Here is a 13,960-nt window from a genome sequence, read left to right on the forward strand (position 1 = left end):
TCTACCTGGTCAGGCCCGCTGCCGCCTCGCCGACGCGCTCGGCCACGACTCTGCCGAAGTCCTCGTGGCCCTCGCCCGTCAGGTGCAGGTCGTCGTCGAGATAGTCCAGGTCAAGGTCGAGGGTGCTGACGTAGGGCACGTGGTGCTCTCGGGCCAGGCGCTCGAGCAGGGCGTCGACCCGTCGGGCCCCCGCGCTGCGCGAGGGGGCGTCGGCCGGCCCCACGACGACGACCCGGTGGTCGGCGAGCGCGTCGAGCAGCCGCTCGAAGCCGCGCGTGGTCGAGGCGGGCGGCTGGTCGAAGTCGTTGAGCCCTCCCTCGACCACGACGAGGTCAGCGCCCCCGAGCGTGGCGCGTGGGGTGCGGGCCGCGAAGGACACGTCACCGCACCGCGACGCGGTCTCGCTGAAGCCTGAGCCGGAGAAGCCCTCGACGTGCACCTCGCCCGGCAGCTGTGCGGGCCAGGAGCCCGCCGGCTCGTCGAGGCCGAGGCCCACCGACCACGAGTCACCGATCACGACCGTGCGCGCGCCCGAACCTGTGATGGTGTCGCTGCGTGCAGCCGACGCCGCGCGCGCCGCCTGGCACGGCGTCACGTCGGCGCCGGCCCGGTCCGCGATGTAGAGCGCCATTAGGGCAGCGCAGAGCAGTACGACGACGCTGCTGGCAACGAGACGCCTCGTGCCCCCCCGGTGGATCACGGTCCCATTGTCGTCGTGCCCGACCTGCCGCGCAGGTGTTTTCGCGCTGAGTTCCCCAAGAAGTGACGTGGGGGAGCGTGAGCGTGGACGCGATACGGTCGTGGCAGCTCGTGCGCCAACCCGCTGCAAGGAGTCCTGTGCTGCCCACCACCTCGTCCCCGACCACCACTGCCGTGACCGAGAGGTGCGTCCGGTTCGGTGAGCTCGACATCTCCTACGAGGACGGCGTCATCGCCCCGCGGGAGTGGACCCTCGCGCAGTCCGACTGGGCCAGCGAGCTGCTGCCCACCGCCCCCGACGGGCCGGTGCTCGAGCTGTGCACCGGAGCCGGTCACATCGGGCTCCACGCCGTCCTCCACGCCAACCGCACGCTGGTTGCTGTCGACGACAACCCTGTCGCGTGCGGCCATGCCCGGCGCAACGCCGAGCGTGCCGGGCTGGCCGACCGGGTCGAGGTGCGCCAGGGCCGCATCGACGAGGTCGTCGGCGACGACGAGCGCTTCGCGATGGTGGTCGCCGACCCGCCCTGGGTGCCCAGCGACGTCGTACCCCGCTTCCCCGAGGACCCCGTCCACGCGATCGACGGCGGCCCCGACGGCCTCGCCCTCACCCGCACCTGCCTGGCCGTGGCTGCGGCACACCTCGAGGACGGCGGGGTGCTGATCCTCCAGGTCGGTCCCGCCCAGGAGGACGCCGTCGCCGCCGAGGCCTCGGCGCACGGCCTGCACCTGCACGACGTACGACGCTTCGGTGACCGCGGCGCCCTCCTGCGGCTCGAGCTCGTCGACGACCGGGGCATCCGAGCATGAGCGGTGGCTCGAGCCAGTCGACCGCGGGCCGCTACCGCGACCTGGCGCGCGTGGCGTGGCGCCTGGGTCGCTCCGACATCCTGGCCGACTCCGGGCTCGGAGACTTCACCTTCGGCGACGAGGACGGACCGCTCGGCGACGAGGGCCAGGCGGAGCGACTGACGGCAGACCTCGAGGCGATGGGACCGACGTTCGTCAAGCTGGGCCAGCTGCTCTCGACCCGCTACGACCTGCTGCCCGCGGCCTACACCACCGCCCTCGCCCGTCTGCAGGACGAGGTGGAGCCGTTCCCGTTCGAGCAGGTGCGAGAGATCGTCGAGCAGGAGCTCGGTGGCCAGCTGCGCCACCTCTTCGACGACTTCGACGAGACACCGCTCGCGGCCGCCTCCCTCGGTCAGGTCCACGCGGCGACGCTGCCGGGCGGGCGACGGGTGGTCGTCAAGGTCCAGCGCCCGGGCGTGCGTGACACGGCCAAGGCCGACATCGAGATGCTCACCAGGCTCGCGGCCACGGCCGACAAGCGCACCGCCGCCGGCCGCTACGGCCTCGAGAAGCTCGTGTCCCAGTTCGGCCGCTCCCTGGCCGGCGAGCTCGACTACCGCCGCGAGGCCCGCAACCTCAAGCGTTTCATCGATCTCACCGAGGGCTACGACCTGCTCGTCGTCCCGGCGCCGGTCCCCTCGCACACGAGCGGCCGCGTGCTCACCATGGACCGGGTCGACGGTCGCAAGATCACCGACATCGGACCGCTCGGACTGGTCGACCTCGACAGCCGACCGATCGTGGACCAGCTCTTCGGGTTCTACCTCACGATGATGCTCGACGCCGGGGTCATCCACGCCGATCCCCACCCCGGCAACCTCCTGCTGACCGACGACGGGCGCCTGGCCCTCATCGACTTCGGCATGGTGGCCTCGGTGCCGCCGGGGTTGCAGGACCAGGTGCTCAAGCTGCTGCTCGCGATCAGCGACGGCGACGGAGAGGAGGCCGCCCGCGTCCTCGCGGCGATGGGCCACCCGCTCTCCGACTACGACTCCGCCGCGTTCCGCGACGACGTGAGCCACCTGGTCTCCGAGGCGATCAACGCCGGCAGCGACCTCCAGGCGGGGTCCGTGCTCGTCGAGCTCAGCCGGCTCTCGGGGCTGCACGGGCTGCGCCCGCCCGCAGAGATGTCCATGATCGGCAAGGCGCTCCTCAACCTCGACGAGGCCACCTTGCGCCTGGATCCCGACTTCGAGCCCGCGGCCGCGCTGCGCGACAACCTCGGTGAGATGATGGCCGGTGGCCTGAAGGTCAGCGCCGAGGGCCTGCTCGCCGCCGCGCTGGAGGCCAAGGAGTTCACGGCGATGCTGCCCAAGCGGGCCAATCGCATCATGGACACCCTGGCCGAGGGCGAGTTCCACCTGAAGGTCCACGCCCTCGACGAGGAGCGCTTCTACACCGTGCTCCAGCGGGTCGGAAACCGGATCACCCTGGGCATGGTGATCGCGGCCACGATCCTGGGGGCTGCGCTGCTGACCAGGGTGCCGAGCGACAACACCCTCCTGGGCCTCCCCACGGTGGCGTTGCTGTTCTTCGTCTTCGCGGTCTTCGCCGGGCTCGCCCTGACCGTCTGGATCTTCACCACGGACCGCAAGGTGGCCCGCACCGCGCGCGAATCCGGCAGCGAGGGTGCGCGGTGACCCGCGAGGACCTGCTGGCGGCGTACGACGACCAGCTGCGCGAGGGCGCGGAGCTGCGCAGCGCCACTGACGTGCAGCAGCACGGGCCGGTGTGGTGGGCCGAGTTCGACCACGGCGGCTTCGTGACCTACCGCAGCCTCGGCGGCGTGGCCGGCGACGACCTCGACCGGCTCATCGCCGAGACCGTCACCCACTACCGCGACCACACCGACGTCGCCCGAGCAGAGTGGAAGACGCGCGGTCACGACCTCCCCGAGGACCTCGGCGAGCGACTGGTGGCGGGCGGCTTCGTCGCGGAGGAGGTCGAGACCGTCATGATCGGCGAGGCGACGTCGCTCGCCGTCGACGTGCCCCTCCCGCCCGGCCTCTCGCTGCGCAGGATCGCGGCCGGCGCCGACGCACGCGACGACCTCGAGCGGCTGATCGCGTTCCAGGACCGGATCTTCGGTACGCCCGGGCAGTCGGTCATGTCGGCTCTCACGGAGCTCGAGGCGGGCACCTCGGAGTTCTGGCTCGTCGAGTCGGGCTCCGAGGTCGTGTGCGCCGGCCGGTTGACCCCGGTGCCGGGCACCGGCTTCGCGGGGATCTGGGGCGGCGGCACCCACCCCGACTGGCGTGGTCAGGGTGTCTACCGCGCACTGGTGGCTGCCCGCGCCCGCTCGGCCATCACGCGTGGAGTGACCCACATCCATTCCGACTGCACCGCGAATGTCGCGCCCGATCCTGGAGCGCTCCGGGCTGGTCGCGGTGACGACCACGACGCCGTACGTCTGGACGCGCTGAGAAATCTCCGGCGAGCGGGAATGATCCGGCCCCCCATGCGTTGTGCCATGTGAACACAGTTGAGTCAACCTGACTCAAGTGTTTTGCCAATCGGTCCGCAACCGGGCAGGATTGGCATCCACGGACATTCCCCGGAGGGGCTGCCGCCGAACACGGTGGTGTGGCGCCGGGGCCAGCACAGGAGGTACTCCCCATGGCTCGTGCGGTCGGAATCGACCTCGGTACGACGAACTCCGTCGTCGCCGTCCTCGAAGGTGGCGAACCCACCGTCATCGCCAACGCCGAGGGTGCTCGCACCACCCCCTCGGTCGTGGCGTTCACCAAGTCCGGCGAGGTCCTCGTGGGTGAGGTCGCCAAGCGCCAGGCCGTCACCAACGTCGACCGCACCATCCGGTCCGTCAAGCGCCACATGGGCGAGGACTGGAAGGTCGAGATCGACGACAAGTCCTTCACGCCCCAGCAGATCAGCGCCTTCGTGCTGCAGAAGCTCAAGCGGGACGCCGAGGCCTACCTCGGCGAGCCGGTGACCGACGCGGTCATCACGGTGCCTGCCTACTTCTCCGACGCCCAGCGCCAGGCCACCAAGGAGGCCGGTGAGATCGCCGGCCTCAACGTCAGCCGCATCGTCAACGAGCCCACCGCGGCGGCGCTGGCCTACGGCCTCGACAAGGGCGACGACCAGACGATCCTCGTCTTCGACCTCGGTGGCGGCACGTTCGACGTCTCCCTGCTCGAGATCGGCGAGGGCGTCGTCGAGGTCAAGGCGACCTCCGGCGACAACCACCTCGGTGGTGACGACTGGGACAACCGCGTCGTGGAGTGGATGGTCAAGAAGTTCAAGGACAACCACGGCGTCGACCTCGCGGCCGACAAGATCGCCAAGCAGCGCCTCCAGGAGGCGGCCGAGAAGGCCAAGATCGAGCTCTCGTCCTCGAGCGAGACCACGATCCACCTGCCCTACATCACCCACGGCGAGGGCGGCCCGCTGCACTTCGAGGAGAAGCTCACCCGCAGCGAGTTCCAGAAGATGACCTCCGACCTCCTCGACCGCACCAAGACCCCCTTCCAGAACGTCCTCAAGGACGGCGGCGTGGCGGTCAAGGACATCGACCACGTGGTCCTGGTCGGCGGCTCGACCCGCATGCCCGCGGTGGCCGACGTCGTCAAGGACCTGCTCGGCGGCAAGGAGCCCAACAAGGGCGTCAACCCCGACGAGGTCGTGGCTCTCGGTGCGGCCCTGCAGGCCGGCGTCCTCAAGGGCGAGGTCAAGGACGTGCTGCTCCTCGACGTCACCCCGCTGTCGCTGGGCATCGAGACCAAGGGCGGCGTGATGACCACGCTGATCGAGCGCAACACCACGATCCCGACCAAGCGCTCGGAGATCTTCACCACCGCTGACGACAACCAGCCCTCGGTCGAGATCAAGGTCGCCCAGGGCGAGCGTCCGATGTGGTCGGAGAACCAGCCGCTCGGCAACTTCGAGCTGACCGGCCTCCCGCCGGCCCCGCGCGGCCTGCCCAAGATCGAGGTCACCTTCGACATCGACGCCAACGGCATCGTCCACGTCTCCGCCAAGGACCAGGCGTCCGGTCGCGAGCAGTCGATGACGATCTCCGGCGGCAGCGCGCTGTCGAAGGACGAGATCGACCGGATGGTCAAGGAGGCCGAGCAGTACGCCGAGGAGGACGCCAAGCGTCGCGAGGCCGTCGAGGCGCGCAACCAGGGCGACCAGCTCGTCTACACGACCGAGAAGTTCCTGACCGACAACGACGAGAAGCTCCCCGAGGACGTCAAGACCGAGGTCAAGGCCGACGTCGAGGCCCTCAAGGAGACCCTCGCCCGCGAGGACGCCTCCGCCGAGGAGATCACCGGCGCGATCACCAAGCTCGGTGAGTCCAGCCAGAAGATGGGCGCTGCGATGTACGCCGCCGCCGAGGCCGACCAGGCAGCGGCCGGTGGCACCACGGGCGCGACCGGCGAGGCCGACGACGACGTCGTCGACGCCGAGATCGTGGACGAGCCCGCCGACTCGGGTGACACCGAGGGTGAGTCCAAGTGACCGAGGAGAACCGCCCGGTCGACCCGGCCGGAGCCGTCGCGGGGGAGGAGCCGACCCAGGCTCCTCCCTCCGGGGAGGCCCCCGCCTCGGGTGCCGACGACTCGGCCGCCCTGCAGGACGCGGTCGAGGGGGCCTCGGACGAGACCGGCGGGACGGGTGACCCCGACGTCGACACCGAGCTCGAGGACCTGGGTGCGATGAAGGACTCCCTCGCCGCGCTCACCGACGACCTCCAGCGGCTCTCGGCCGAGTACGCCAACTACCGCAAGCGCGTCGACCGCGACCGCGACCTGATCCGCGAGAACGCCGCCTACCAGGCGCTCACCCCGGTCATCGAGGTGCTCGACACCATCGACCGGGCTCGTGAGGCCGGCGAGGTGGAGGGCGGCTTCAAGTCGGTCGCCGACCAGCTGGAGCGGGCGGTCGCGACGGCCGGGCTGGTGAAGTTCGCCGAGCCGGGCGAGCCGTTCGACCCCACGCGCCACGACGCCCTGAGCCACCTGGGCCAGGACCCCGAGGTCGAGGTGACCACGATCAAGGTGGTCGCCAAGTCCGGCTACGCCATCGGTGAGCGGGTGGTCCGCGCCGCACAGGTGCTGGTCGTCGACCCGGTCGAGGGCGAGTGACCCGGGGACGTCATACGTCCGCCAGGACCGTGTGTCCCGGACGTATGACGTCCCGACTCCGGCAAGGATGAGTTTCGCGAAGGGAGGGTGAGGATGGCTGACAACGACAGTGGCTTCAGGAACGACTGGGCGACCAAGGACTTCTACAAGGTGCTCGGCGTCGCCAAGGACGCCAGCGCTGCCGACATCAAGAAGGCCTACCGCAAGCTCGCGCGCGACAACCACCCCGACTCCCACCCCGACGACGCCGCCAAGCACGACAGGTTCAAGGCGGTCGCCGAGGCCTACGACGTGGTCGGCGACGCCGACAAGCGCAAGAAGTACGACGAGTTCCGCACCCTCCAGGCCAACGGCGGCTTCGGCGCCGGCATGGGTGGTGGCGGCTTCGGCGGGGGTGGCTTCGGCTCGGGCGGCGGGGGCTTCAACCTCGACGACCTGCTGCGCCAGCAGGGTGGCGGTGGTGGTGGCTTCGGCGACCTCTTCGGTGACATGTTCGGTGGCGGACGCACCCGCCAGGCGCGCCCCCGCAAGGGTGCCGACATCGAGAGCACCGCGACGATCGGGTTCACCGACGCCCTCGAGGGCGTCACGATCTCGCTGCGGCTGACCTCCGACGCCGCCTGCCCCACCTGCCAGGGCACCGGCGGCAAGCCCGGCACCAAGCCCCACATCTGCCCCGAGTGCGAGGGAGCGGGCTACGTCGTCGCAGGGATGGGCGGGGCGTTCTCGATGAACGAGACCTGCCCCTCGTGCGGCGGCCGCCAGCTGGTCTACGACCAGGCGTGCCCGACCTGCCACGGCAGCGGACGCGGCACCTCCGCCCGCACCATCCAGGCTCGCATCCCCGCCGGCGTCAAGGACGGTCAGAAGATCCGCCTCAAGGGCAAGGGAGCCCCGGGCGAGAGCGGCGGCCCTGCCGGCGACCTGTTCGTCACCGTCAAGGTCGGCCCCCACCGGATCTTCGGGCGCAAGGGCGACAACCTCACCCTCGACGTGCCGGTGTCCTTCGACGAGGCCGCGCTCGGTGCGGAGGTGCGGATCCCCACGCTGGGTGGGTCGCCCGTCACCTTGAAGATCCCCCCGGGCACGCCCACCGGTCGCACCTTCCGGGTCCGGGGCAAGGGCGTCACGCGCAAGGACGGCACCCGCGGCGACCTCCTCGCGACCGTCGAGGTGCAGGTGCCGGCCACGCTCGATGCCACGGCGCGCGAGGCCGTCGAGGCCTACCGCGCTGCCATGTCCGGCAAGCCGCTGCGTGCGAGCCTGTTCGAGGAGGCGCGATGAGCCAGTTCGGAGCCCCGTCGCCCGATGCCGCGGTCTACGTCATCAGCGTCGCCGCCGAGCTGACCGGCCTGCACCCGCAGACCCTGCGCGCCTATGAGCGCATGGGCCTGATCACGCCCGGTCGCACCGGCGGTGGCGGGCGCCGCTACAGCCACCGCGACCTCGAGCGGTTGCGCGAGATCGCCGAGCTCACCGGCTCCGGGATCGGGATCGAGGGCGTCCGCCGGATCCTCGAGCTCGACAACCAGCTGGCGGCGCTGCGTGCCCGCAACGAGGAGCTCGTCGCCGAGCTCGAGGCGACTCGCGCCGCCCTCCGCAAGGCGATGGCCACCGTCCAGGTCGCCACGCCCAACAAGCTCCCGGTGCTCCACACCAGTGTCGGCCAGTCGGTCGTGGTCTGGCGCCGGCCGCGATGACCAGCGCCTGATCATTCGGCTCGGTCGGGGGTTTCCTCACGCATCGGTCGGGCCGCGCTCGGACTCGAGGAAGGCGTCCACCTCGGCTGCCGTCGGCGCCGTGGACGGGCCCCGACGGGTCACCTTGATCGCCGCGGCTGCGTTGGCCCGGCGGCAGCCCTCGACCCAGGCGGTGCCGCCGGCGACCTCCGCCATCAGGGCACCGGTGTGGGTGTCGCCGGCTCCGTTGGTGTCGACGGGGGTCTGCGGGAAGCCGGGGACGTACGACGCCTCGCCCGCCACGTGCACCGCGCAGCCCTCCGGCCCGTCGCGGACGATCGTCACGGCGTCGCCGCGCACGAGGGGGGCCAGTGCACGGGTCTGGGCGACGATCTCGCGAGGCTCGACCTCGGCGGGGTCCACCGGCAGGCCCAGTACAGCCAGCAGGTCGGTGGCCTCCTCGGCGTTGCTGGTCCACACGTCGGTGTGGGCCAGCATGGTATCCCGGACGTCAGGGGGAAGCGCCGCGAAGGCGGCACCCGGATCGAGCACGACGACCACCTCGGCGGGGAGCCCGGCCAGCCACTCCAGGAGTGGGTTCCGCGTCCGCTCGAGGGCGAGCGAGAAGCCCGTCACGCACACCAGGTCGCCCGCGCGTGGCGATGACGTGGCGAGGGACTCGACGGTGATGTCGCGCTCGGCCCCCAGGGTCGTGACGAACGTGCGCTCGGCGGAGGGCTCGACCAGCACCACGCAGATGCCGGTGTCGCGGTCGGCGACGGGGGGCGCGGAGACGGCGATCCCCTCCGAGTCGAGGGCTGCGCGTACGACGTCGCCGTGGGGCCCGGTGCCGTGGGCGCCAGCGTGCACGCACTCTGCACCGAACCGTGCGGCTGCCACCAGCACGGTGACGGCACCACCGGCATAGTCGGTGGCGGTGGACGCCATCACGTTCTGGCCGCGGGCCGGCAGGTCGGGCACCTCGAGGACGACGTCGACGAGCGCCTGGCCGGTGTGGATGACCCGCCTCACGTGTCGCCCCACGACGCGAGCACCTCGACGGTGGTGGCCAGGGTGATCTGCGGCGGGTAGAGCGCCATCACGTCGAGCGCAGCGCGTTGGTTGTCGTTCGTCGAGCCCGCACACGCGTCGGTCACCAGCGTGATGGTGGCGCCCGCGTCGGCAGCCGCCAGTGCGGTCGAGATGACGCAGCAGTCGGTGGACACCCCCGTGAGCACGAGATGGGGGGTGGGACCGGTCACCGCCGCCAGGTCGGCTCCCCACTTGCCGAAGGTGGTCTCGGTGACGACCGTGTCGCTGAGGTCGCGCACCTCCTCGACCAGGTCGTAGAGCGGGTCGTCGGCCGGGACCTTCGCAAACGGCCAGGCGTCCAGGTAGGGACCCCACGACCCGGACGGCGGATCGGGGGCGACCCAGCGGGTCAGGACGGTCCGCTCGCCGGCGCGGTCGGCGAGGCGTCGTACGGGATCGACGATCGCCGGGAACATCGGCGATCCCCAGGGGCTGTCGGGCGAGGCGAAGATCCGCTGGGCGTCGATGACCACCAGCCAGGCGTCGGGGCGCATGGCCCCAGCCTGTCAGGTCGGCATCAGTTCCAGGGGTTGTAGGGGCCGGTGGGCTGGCCGATCTCGAGGTCGATGACCCGTTGTGCGTGGGCCTCCAGGGCGTCCTGCTGGTCGGAGTCGGTGACGAGGATGTCCTCGACGCCCAGCTGCAAGGACTTGGCTGAGTAGGACACCTCGAGCTGGAGGTTCCTGATGAGCTCGTACCCGAGGTCGCGCAGGTCGTGGTACTGCTCGCGGGGGCCGTAGGAGCCGAGGCCGAGGGAGGAGTCGCGGTGGATCGCGCTCAACGAGACGACCTCCTGGAGACGGTTCGCGGCCCGCATGAGCTCGCCCCTGATGTTGGGCAGGTAGGTCTCGGTGATCTCCTTGACGAGCACGGGCTCGATCCTGATCTCGGACGGCGCCCCGAGGTCGCTGTCGTCGTCGATGTCCATGATCGGCGGGCGCTCGAGGTCGTAGGAGGACTTGTCGGCGCGGATCTGGCTCAGGTTCGTGCGCAGGTTGTCCTCGAGGATGGTCTCCTCGTCCTCGATCGCGGTGTCGAGATCCTTGAGGGTGCCCTCGAAGCTGTCCATCACGCTGTCGAAGTCACCGCCGGGGGCGTCGGTCTCGGTCCCGGAGCCGCTGGCCGGCACCGCGCCGTCCAGGATCTTGATCCCCAGCCCTGCGACGGCGAGTGCGGTTGCCGCCCCGGTGCCGGCGGTGGCGAAGATCGCGGCGCCGGCGACGGCGTAGCCCGCGACCTTGAGGACGACGTCCCAGTCGATGTCGCCACCCTCCGCCGCGGCGTCGAACGCCTGGGTGGACTGCTCCACCAGGTCTGCGACGGTCTGCCGGGCCTGCTCCCAGATCTTCCACTCCGCCGCCAGCATCCCGCCGAGGACGATCGTGATCGCGTGGTGGCCGGCGACGGCCTTCCCGAGCTGGGCGAGGAAGTTGGCCTTGAAGGCCGTGATCATCCCGCCGGCCATGGCGTCGGAGTTCTCCAGGATGAGGTTGATGTTGCCGCCGATCTCGCCGCCGCCGGTGACGGTGCCGCCGGCGTTGACCGCGTCGAGGGACAGGATCCGGTTGGCCTGCCGCACCGACTCGACCATCTCGGCGATGTCGGCCGGTTCGGGCAGCCACTTCCAGGGCCTCAGCGCCTCGTCGATCCTGTCGCGGATGTTGTTGAAGTCGTCGACGTACTTGTCCTCGGCATCGGGGTCGAACGCCATCGGGATCCGCATCTTCCACCGACCGCCGCCCTCACCCTGCTCGTTGGGCCTGTCCACCTCCTCGGTGGTGGTGCCGTAGGAGCCGCTCACGTTGGGGTGTGCGAAGAAGTACTTGTCTCCCACGATCCGGTAGCCGAGGAACCCGCCCCAGTTGTTGGAGCACATGTAGGCGTCGATGGCGGCGCGCTTGAGCGGTCCGATCATGTCGTTGAGGTCGTCGTACGAAGCCATCGCAAGTCTCCTGGGAACCGAGTGGTGTTGCCCGGTGTCCTTCCCCCCGGAGGTGTTCTGAAACGTGGCGTACACGAGGACCGCGATCGGTTTGGCCCTGTGCCGCAGGGGGTAGGTGCCCCGACGTGACCCCCTCTCTGCTGGCCGCCTGGTCGGCGACCTCGGTCCTCGTCTCCATCGCCCTCGCTGCCTCGTTGCTGCCTGCCGTCCGCAGCTGGCACCGCGTGGGACTCGGCGGTGTGTGGGGGCTCGCCGTGCTCGGGCTGGTGACCTCGCTCGTCGTGACCTGGTCGACGCTCACCGTCAGCGAGGACGACCTGCACGACGCTGCGGACCTCGCCGCGGACGCGCTGACCGGGACGCCCGGCGAGGTGTCCCAGCAACGGCTCATGGCAGAGGTGTCGGCAGTGCTCGGTCACCGGGTGCACGCCGATCGTGTGGCATCCACCGCCTCGGAGACCGCCTATGAGGTCACGCCGAGCGGCGAGGAGTCGCCGACGGTCTGCGTGCGCGTGCAGGTGTCCGCAGGCACGGCCAGCGACCTGCAGAGCTCAACCCTGCTCGTGGACCGCGGGGCCTGTTCCTGACCTGTCGCCCGGTGCGGGTGATGCGCACGCCCGGTGTGGCGGCGGGACTCACGTGTCCACGACGCCGGAGAGCCCGGCGGCCTCGGAGATCACTTCCCCCACCCCCGGGTCCCCGTGGCCGCCGTACCCCCGCCCTGTCAGGCCGGGCGCAACATCCCCCGCGCCTGGTCCCCCGAAAGGTCCATGTCATGGGTCTGCTTCGCATGGTCCTGAGCCTGCGACATCACATCGGTCTCGTCGTCGCCGCGCAGCACCACGCCGCACGGGCACTCGATGACCATCCCGCTGCTCGACATAGCTGCCTCCTCGATCACGGATCCAGCGATCCGATGCTGCGATGCTAGGTGCGTGGGTTGGCGTTTGGTTGGCGCACGGATGCGCTCGGACCGCCGATGAGCCTGCGCATCCACCTCACTGGGCGCCTCGCCGTCATCGGCCCCGCGGGCACGCTCGACGAGGACGAGCTGCCCGGCCGTCAGGGCCGGCTGCTGTTCACGTTCCTCGTGCTGCACGGGCGGCACCCCGTCTCACGGGACGCGCTGGCCGAAGTCGTCTGGGCAACGCCCCCGCCGACGTCGTGGGAGCCCTTGCTCAAGTCGTCGGTGTCGCGGATCCGCACAGCGCTGAGACGCGTCGGCGCGGACGCGGTGCTGGCGGGGTCGGGCGGCACCTACCAGCTCCGACTGCCGCACGACTCGTGGGTGGACGTGGAGGCCGGCGTTCGCGCGGTGGACAAGGCGGAGGCGGCCCTGCGCCGTCGGGACCTCGGCCAGGCCTGGGCCGAGGCTGCGGTGGCATCGGCCATCACCCGCCGCCCGCTGCTGCCCCATGAGGATGCCGTCTGGATCGAGCAGGTGGGGGAGCAGCTGCGTGTGGGCCGGATCCGCGCGCTCGAGGTGCTGGCCGAGGTCTGGCTGGCGCGTGGTGACGCCGCGCAGGCGCTCGCGGCGTCCGTCGAGGCGGCCGGGTTGGCGCCGCTGAGAGAGTCCTCGTGGCGCCTGCAGATGCGTGCCCACGCCGCAGCGGGCAACAACGCGGAGGCGTTGCAGACGTATCGCGAATGTGCGGCACTTCTCCACCGTGAGCTCGGGGTGGCGCCGGCCGCAGAGACGCGCGAGCTGCACGCGGAGCTGCGTCGCGCGGTCGGTCGCCCCTGATCAGGCCCAGTGCTCTGGTCGGGCCATGTCCGTGGGCAGCGCTGTCGAAGGGCCGCCGCGCATCGCGTTGACCTGCGGCTGGGTGAGGAACAGCGCCTCGGACAGGTCGGCGTCGCGTACGTCCGCGTCGCGCGCGTCGGCACCCAACAGGTCGGCGTCGGCCAGGACGCAGCCGCGCAGGTCGGCGGCGATCAGCACGGCACCGCGCAGCATCGCCCCGCACAGGTCCTGGTCCCGCAGGTCGTGCCCGGCGAGGTCGGCCCGGGTGTGGTCGACGGTGTCCGGCCACCTCGCGCGGACCGTCGCGCTGACCCCGGAGAGAACGGTGCCCACCTCGTCGTACAGCGCGTCGAGGTCGAGGCCCAGCAGCTCGTCGGGGGAACCGGCGGTCAGGGCGGTCACGCGCGCGGCCAGGGCGCTGCCCGTGCCCGGTGCACGGCGCTCGGCGGCCGTCAGGTGCACGAGCATCTCGTGCAGGTGGCGCATCACCGACAGCACCGCGCCCATCTCCGACAACACGTGCGGGGGACTGGACGGGTCCCGCCACGAGACACCGGCGTAGGTGACCTGCGAGACCTGCTGGCCCGCGCCGAAGCACTCGAAGACCGTGCAGCCCGGCCAGCCGTCGGGACGCAGCGTGGCGTGGATGCGGCACCGGTCGTCGTCGGCGAGGTTGAGGCAGGGGACACCGCCCGGCTTGGTGACGCCGAAGCCGGACTCCTTGCTGAAGGGCAGGACCACGCAGCACAGCCCGAAGCACGACGAGCAGTCGGCACGCAGCTCGGGTGGTCGCGGGACGGGGGTGGTCACGGCTCCATCCTCCTCGACCCCACTACGGTGGCGA

Annotated in this window: 15 protein-coding genes; 9 read left to right on the forward strand and 6 right to left on the reverse strand. The window is 71.1% G+C overall.

What is annotated here, in order from left to right:
- Nucleotide 1: 1 nt before the first annotated feature.
- Nucleotides 2-700 carry an SGNH/GDSL hydrolase family protein gene (locus tag EXE58_RS09830; RefSeq protein WP_135267714.1) on the reverse strand — a complete coding sequence of 233 codons (699 nt, stop codon included), beginning with the start codon at nucleotides 698-700 and terminating at the stop codon, nucleotides 2-4.
- A 137-nt stretch (nucleotides 701-837) separates the two neighbouring features.
- Here EXE58_RS09830 and EXE58_RS09835 point away from each other — a divergent pair, with 137 nt between their 5' ends.
- The 7 genes from EXE58_RS09835 to EXE58_RS09865 all read left to right on the forward strand — a co-directional run bounded on the left by EXE58_RS09835 (nucleotide 838) and on the right by EXE58_RS09865 (nucleotide 8,359).
- Nucleotides 838-1,509 carry a methyltransferase gene (locus tag EXE58_RS09835; RefSeq protein WP_208543963.1) on the forward strand — a complete coding sequence of 224 codons (672 nt, stop codon included), beginning with the start codon at nucleotides 838-840 and terminating at the stop codon, nucleotides 1,507-1,509.
- Entirely contained in the window at nucleotides 1,506-3,191 is a 1,686-nt protein-coding gene (locus EXE58_RS09840; RefSeq protein WP_135267715.1) for an ABC1 kinase family protein, read from the forward strand. The genes EXE58_RS09835 and EXE58_RS09840 overlap by 4 nt, the downstream gene beginning before the upstream one ends.
- Nucleotides 3,188-4,027 carry a GNAT family N-acetyltransferase gene (locus EXE58_RS09845; RefSeq protein WP_244242169.1) on the forward strand — a complete coding sequence of 280 codons (840 nt, stop codon included), beginning with the start codon at nucleotides 3,188-3,190 and terminating at the stop codon, nucleotides 4,025-4,027. Before EXE58_RS09840 ends, EXE58_RS09845 begins: the two co-directional genes overlap by 4 nt.
- Before the next feature lie 140 nt (nucleotides 4,028-4,167).
- Entirely contained in the window at nucleotides 4,168-6,033 is a 1,866-nt protein-coding gene (gene dnaK / locus EXE58_RS09850; RefSeq protein WP_135267716.1) for a molecular chaperone DnaK, read from the forward strand.
- Nucleotides 6,030-6,659, forward strand: coding sequence for a nucleotide exchange factor GrpE (gene grpE / locus EXE58_RS09855; RefSeq protein WP_135267717.1), 630 nt, complete (start codon nucleotides 6,030-6,032; stop codon nucleotides 6,657-6,659). Before dnaK ends, grpE begins: the two co-directional genes overlap by 4 nt.
- A gap of 93 nt (nucleotides 6,660-6,752) precedes the next feature.
- Nucleotides 6,753-7,943 carry a molecular chaperone DnaJ gene (gene dnaJ, locus EXE58_RS09860; protein WP_135267718.1) on the forward strand — a complete coding sequence of 397 codons (1,191 nt, stop codon included), beginning with the start codon at nucleotides 6,753-6,755 and terminating at the stop codon, nucleotides 7,941-7,943.
- Nucleotides 7,940-8,359: a heat shock protein transcriptional repressor HspR gene (locus EXE58_RS09865; protein ID WP_135267719.1), complete on the forward strand. Its 420-nt coding sequence runs from the start codon at nucleotides 7,940-7,942 to the stop codon at nucleotides 8,357-8,359. The genes dnaJ and EXE58_RS09865 overlap by 4 nt, the downstream gene beginning before the upstream one ends.
- A gap of 36 nt (nucleotides 8,360-8,395) precedes the next feature.
- Here the strand turns inward: EXE58_RS09865 and EXE58_RS09870 are convergent, their stop codons facing one another.
- From EXE58_RS09870 to EXE58_RS09880, 3 genes are read right to left on the reverse strand one after another with little or no spacing between them, the layout of a single operon-like run.
- The gene (locus EXE58_RS09870; RefSeq protein ID WP_135267720.1) at nucleotides 8,396-9,370 is read right to left on the reverse strand and encodes a PfkB family carbohydrate kinase; all 975 of its coding nucleotides are present in this window, start codon (nucleotides 9,368-9,370) and stop codon (nucleotides 8,396-8,398) included.
- Nucleotides 9,367-9,924 (reverse strand): cysteine hydrolase family protein, encoded by a 558-nt coding sequence (locus tag EXE58_RS09875; protein WP_135267721.1) that lies wholly within the window; start codon nucleotides 9,922-9,924, stop codon nucleotides 9,367-9,369. The genes EXE58_RS09870 and EXE58_RS09875 overlap by 4 nt, the downstream gene beginning before the upstream one ends.
- Nucleotides 9,925-9,947: 23 nt before the next feature.
- Entirely contained in the window at nucleotides 9,948-11,372 is a 1,425-nt protein-coding gene (locus EXE58_RS09880) for a hypothetical protein (protein ID WP_135267722.1), read from the reverse strand.
- A 125-nt stretch (nucleotides 11,373-11,497) separates the two neighbouring features.
- Here EXE58_RS09880 and EXE58_RS09885 point away from each other — a divergent pair, with 125 nt between their 5' ends.
- Nucleotides 11,498-11,959: a hypothetical protein gene (locus tag EXE58_RS09885; protein ID WP_135267723.1), complete on the forward strand. Its 462-nt coding sequence runs from the start codon at nucleotides 11,498-11,500 to the stop codon at nucleotides 11,957-11,959.
- 137 nt (nucleotides 11,960-12,096) lie between these two features.
- Here the strand turns inward: EXE58_RS09885 and EXE58_RS09890 are convergent, their stop codons facing one another.
- Nucleotides 12,097-12,273 carry a DUF1059 domain-containing protein gene (locus tag EXE58_RS09890; protein ID WP_135267724.1) on the reverse strand — a complete coding sequence of 59 codons (177 nt, stop codon included), beginning with the start codon at nucleotides 12,271-12,273 and terminating at the stop codon, nucleotides 12,097-12,099.
- A gap of 78 nt (nucleotides 12,274-12,351) precedes the next feature.
- On the opposite strand from EXE58_RS09890, the gene EXE58_RS09895 reads away from it, so the two are divergent.
- Nucleotides 12,352-13,116, forward strand: coding sequence for an AfsR/SARP family transcriptional regulator (locus tag EXE58_RS09895; protein WP_135267725.1), 765 nt, complete (start codon nucleotides 12,352-12,354; stop codon nucleotides 13,114-13,116).
- Here EXE58_RS09895 and EXE58_RS09900 read toward each other — a convergent pair whose 3' ends face one another.
- On the reverse strand, nucleotides 13,117-13,926 hold the full coding sequence (locus EXE58_RS09900; RefSeq protein ID WP_244242170.1) for a pentapeptide repeat-containing protein: 810 nt from the start codon (nucleotides 13,924-13,926) through the stop codon (nucleotides 13,117-13,119). It abuts the gene before it with no gap.
- Nucleotides 13,927-13,960: the final 34 nt, after the last annotated feature.

The organism is Nocardioides seonyuensis (assembly GCF_004683965.1).
Taxonomy (GTDB): Bacteria; Actinomycetota; Actinomycetes; order Propionibacteriales; family Nocardioidaceae; genus Nocardioides; species Nocardioides seonyuensis.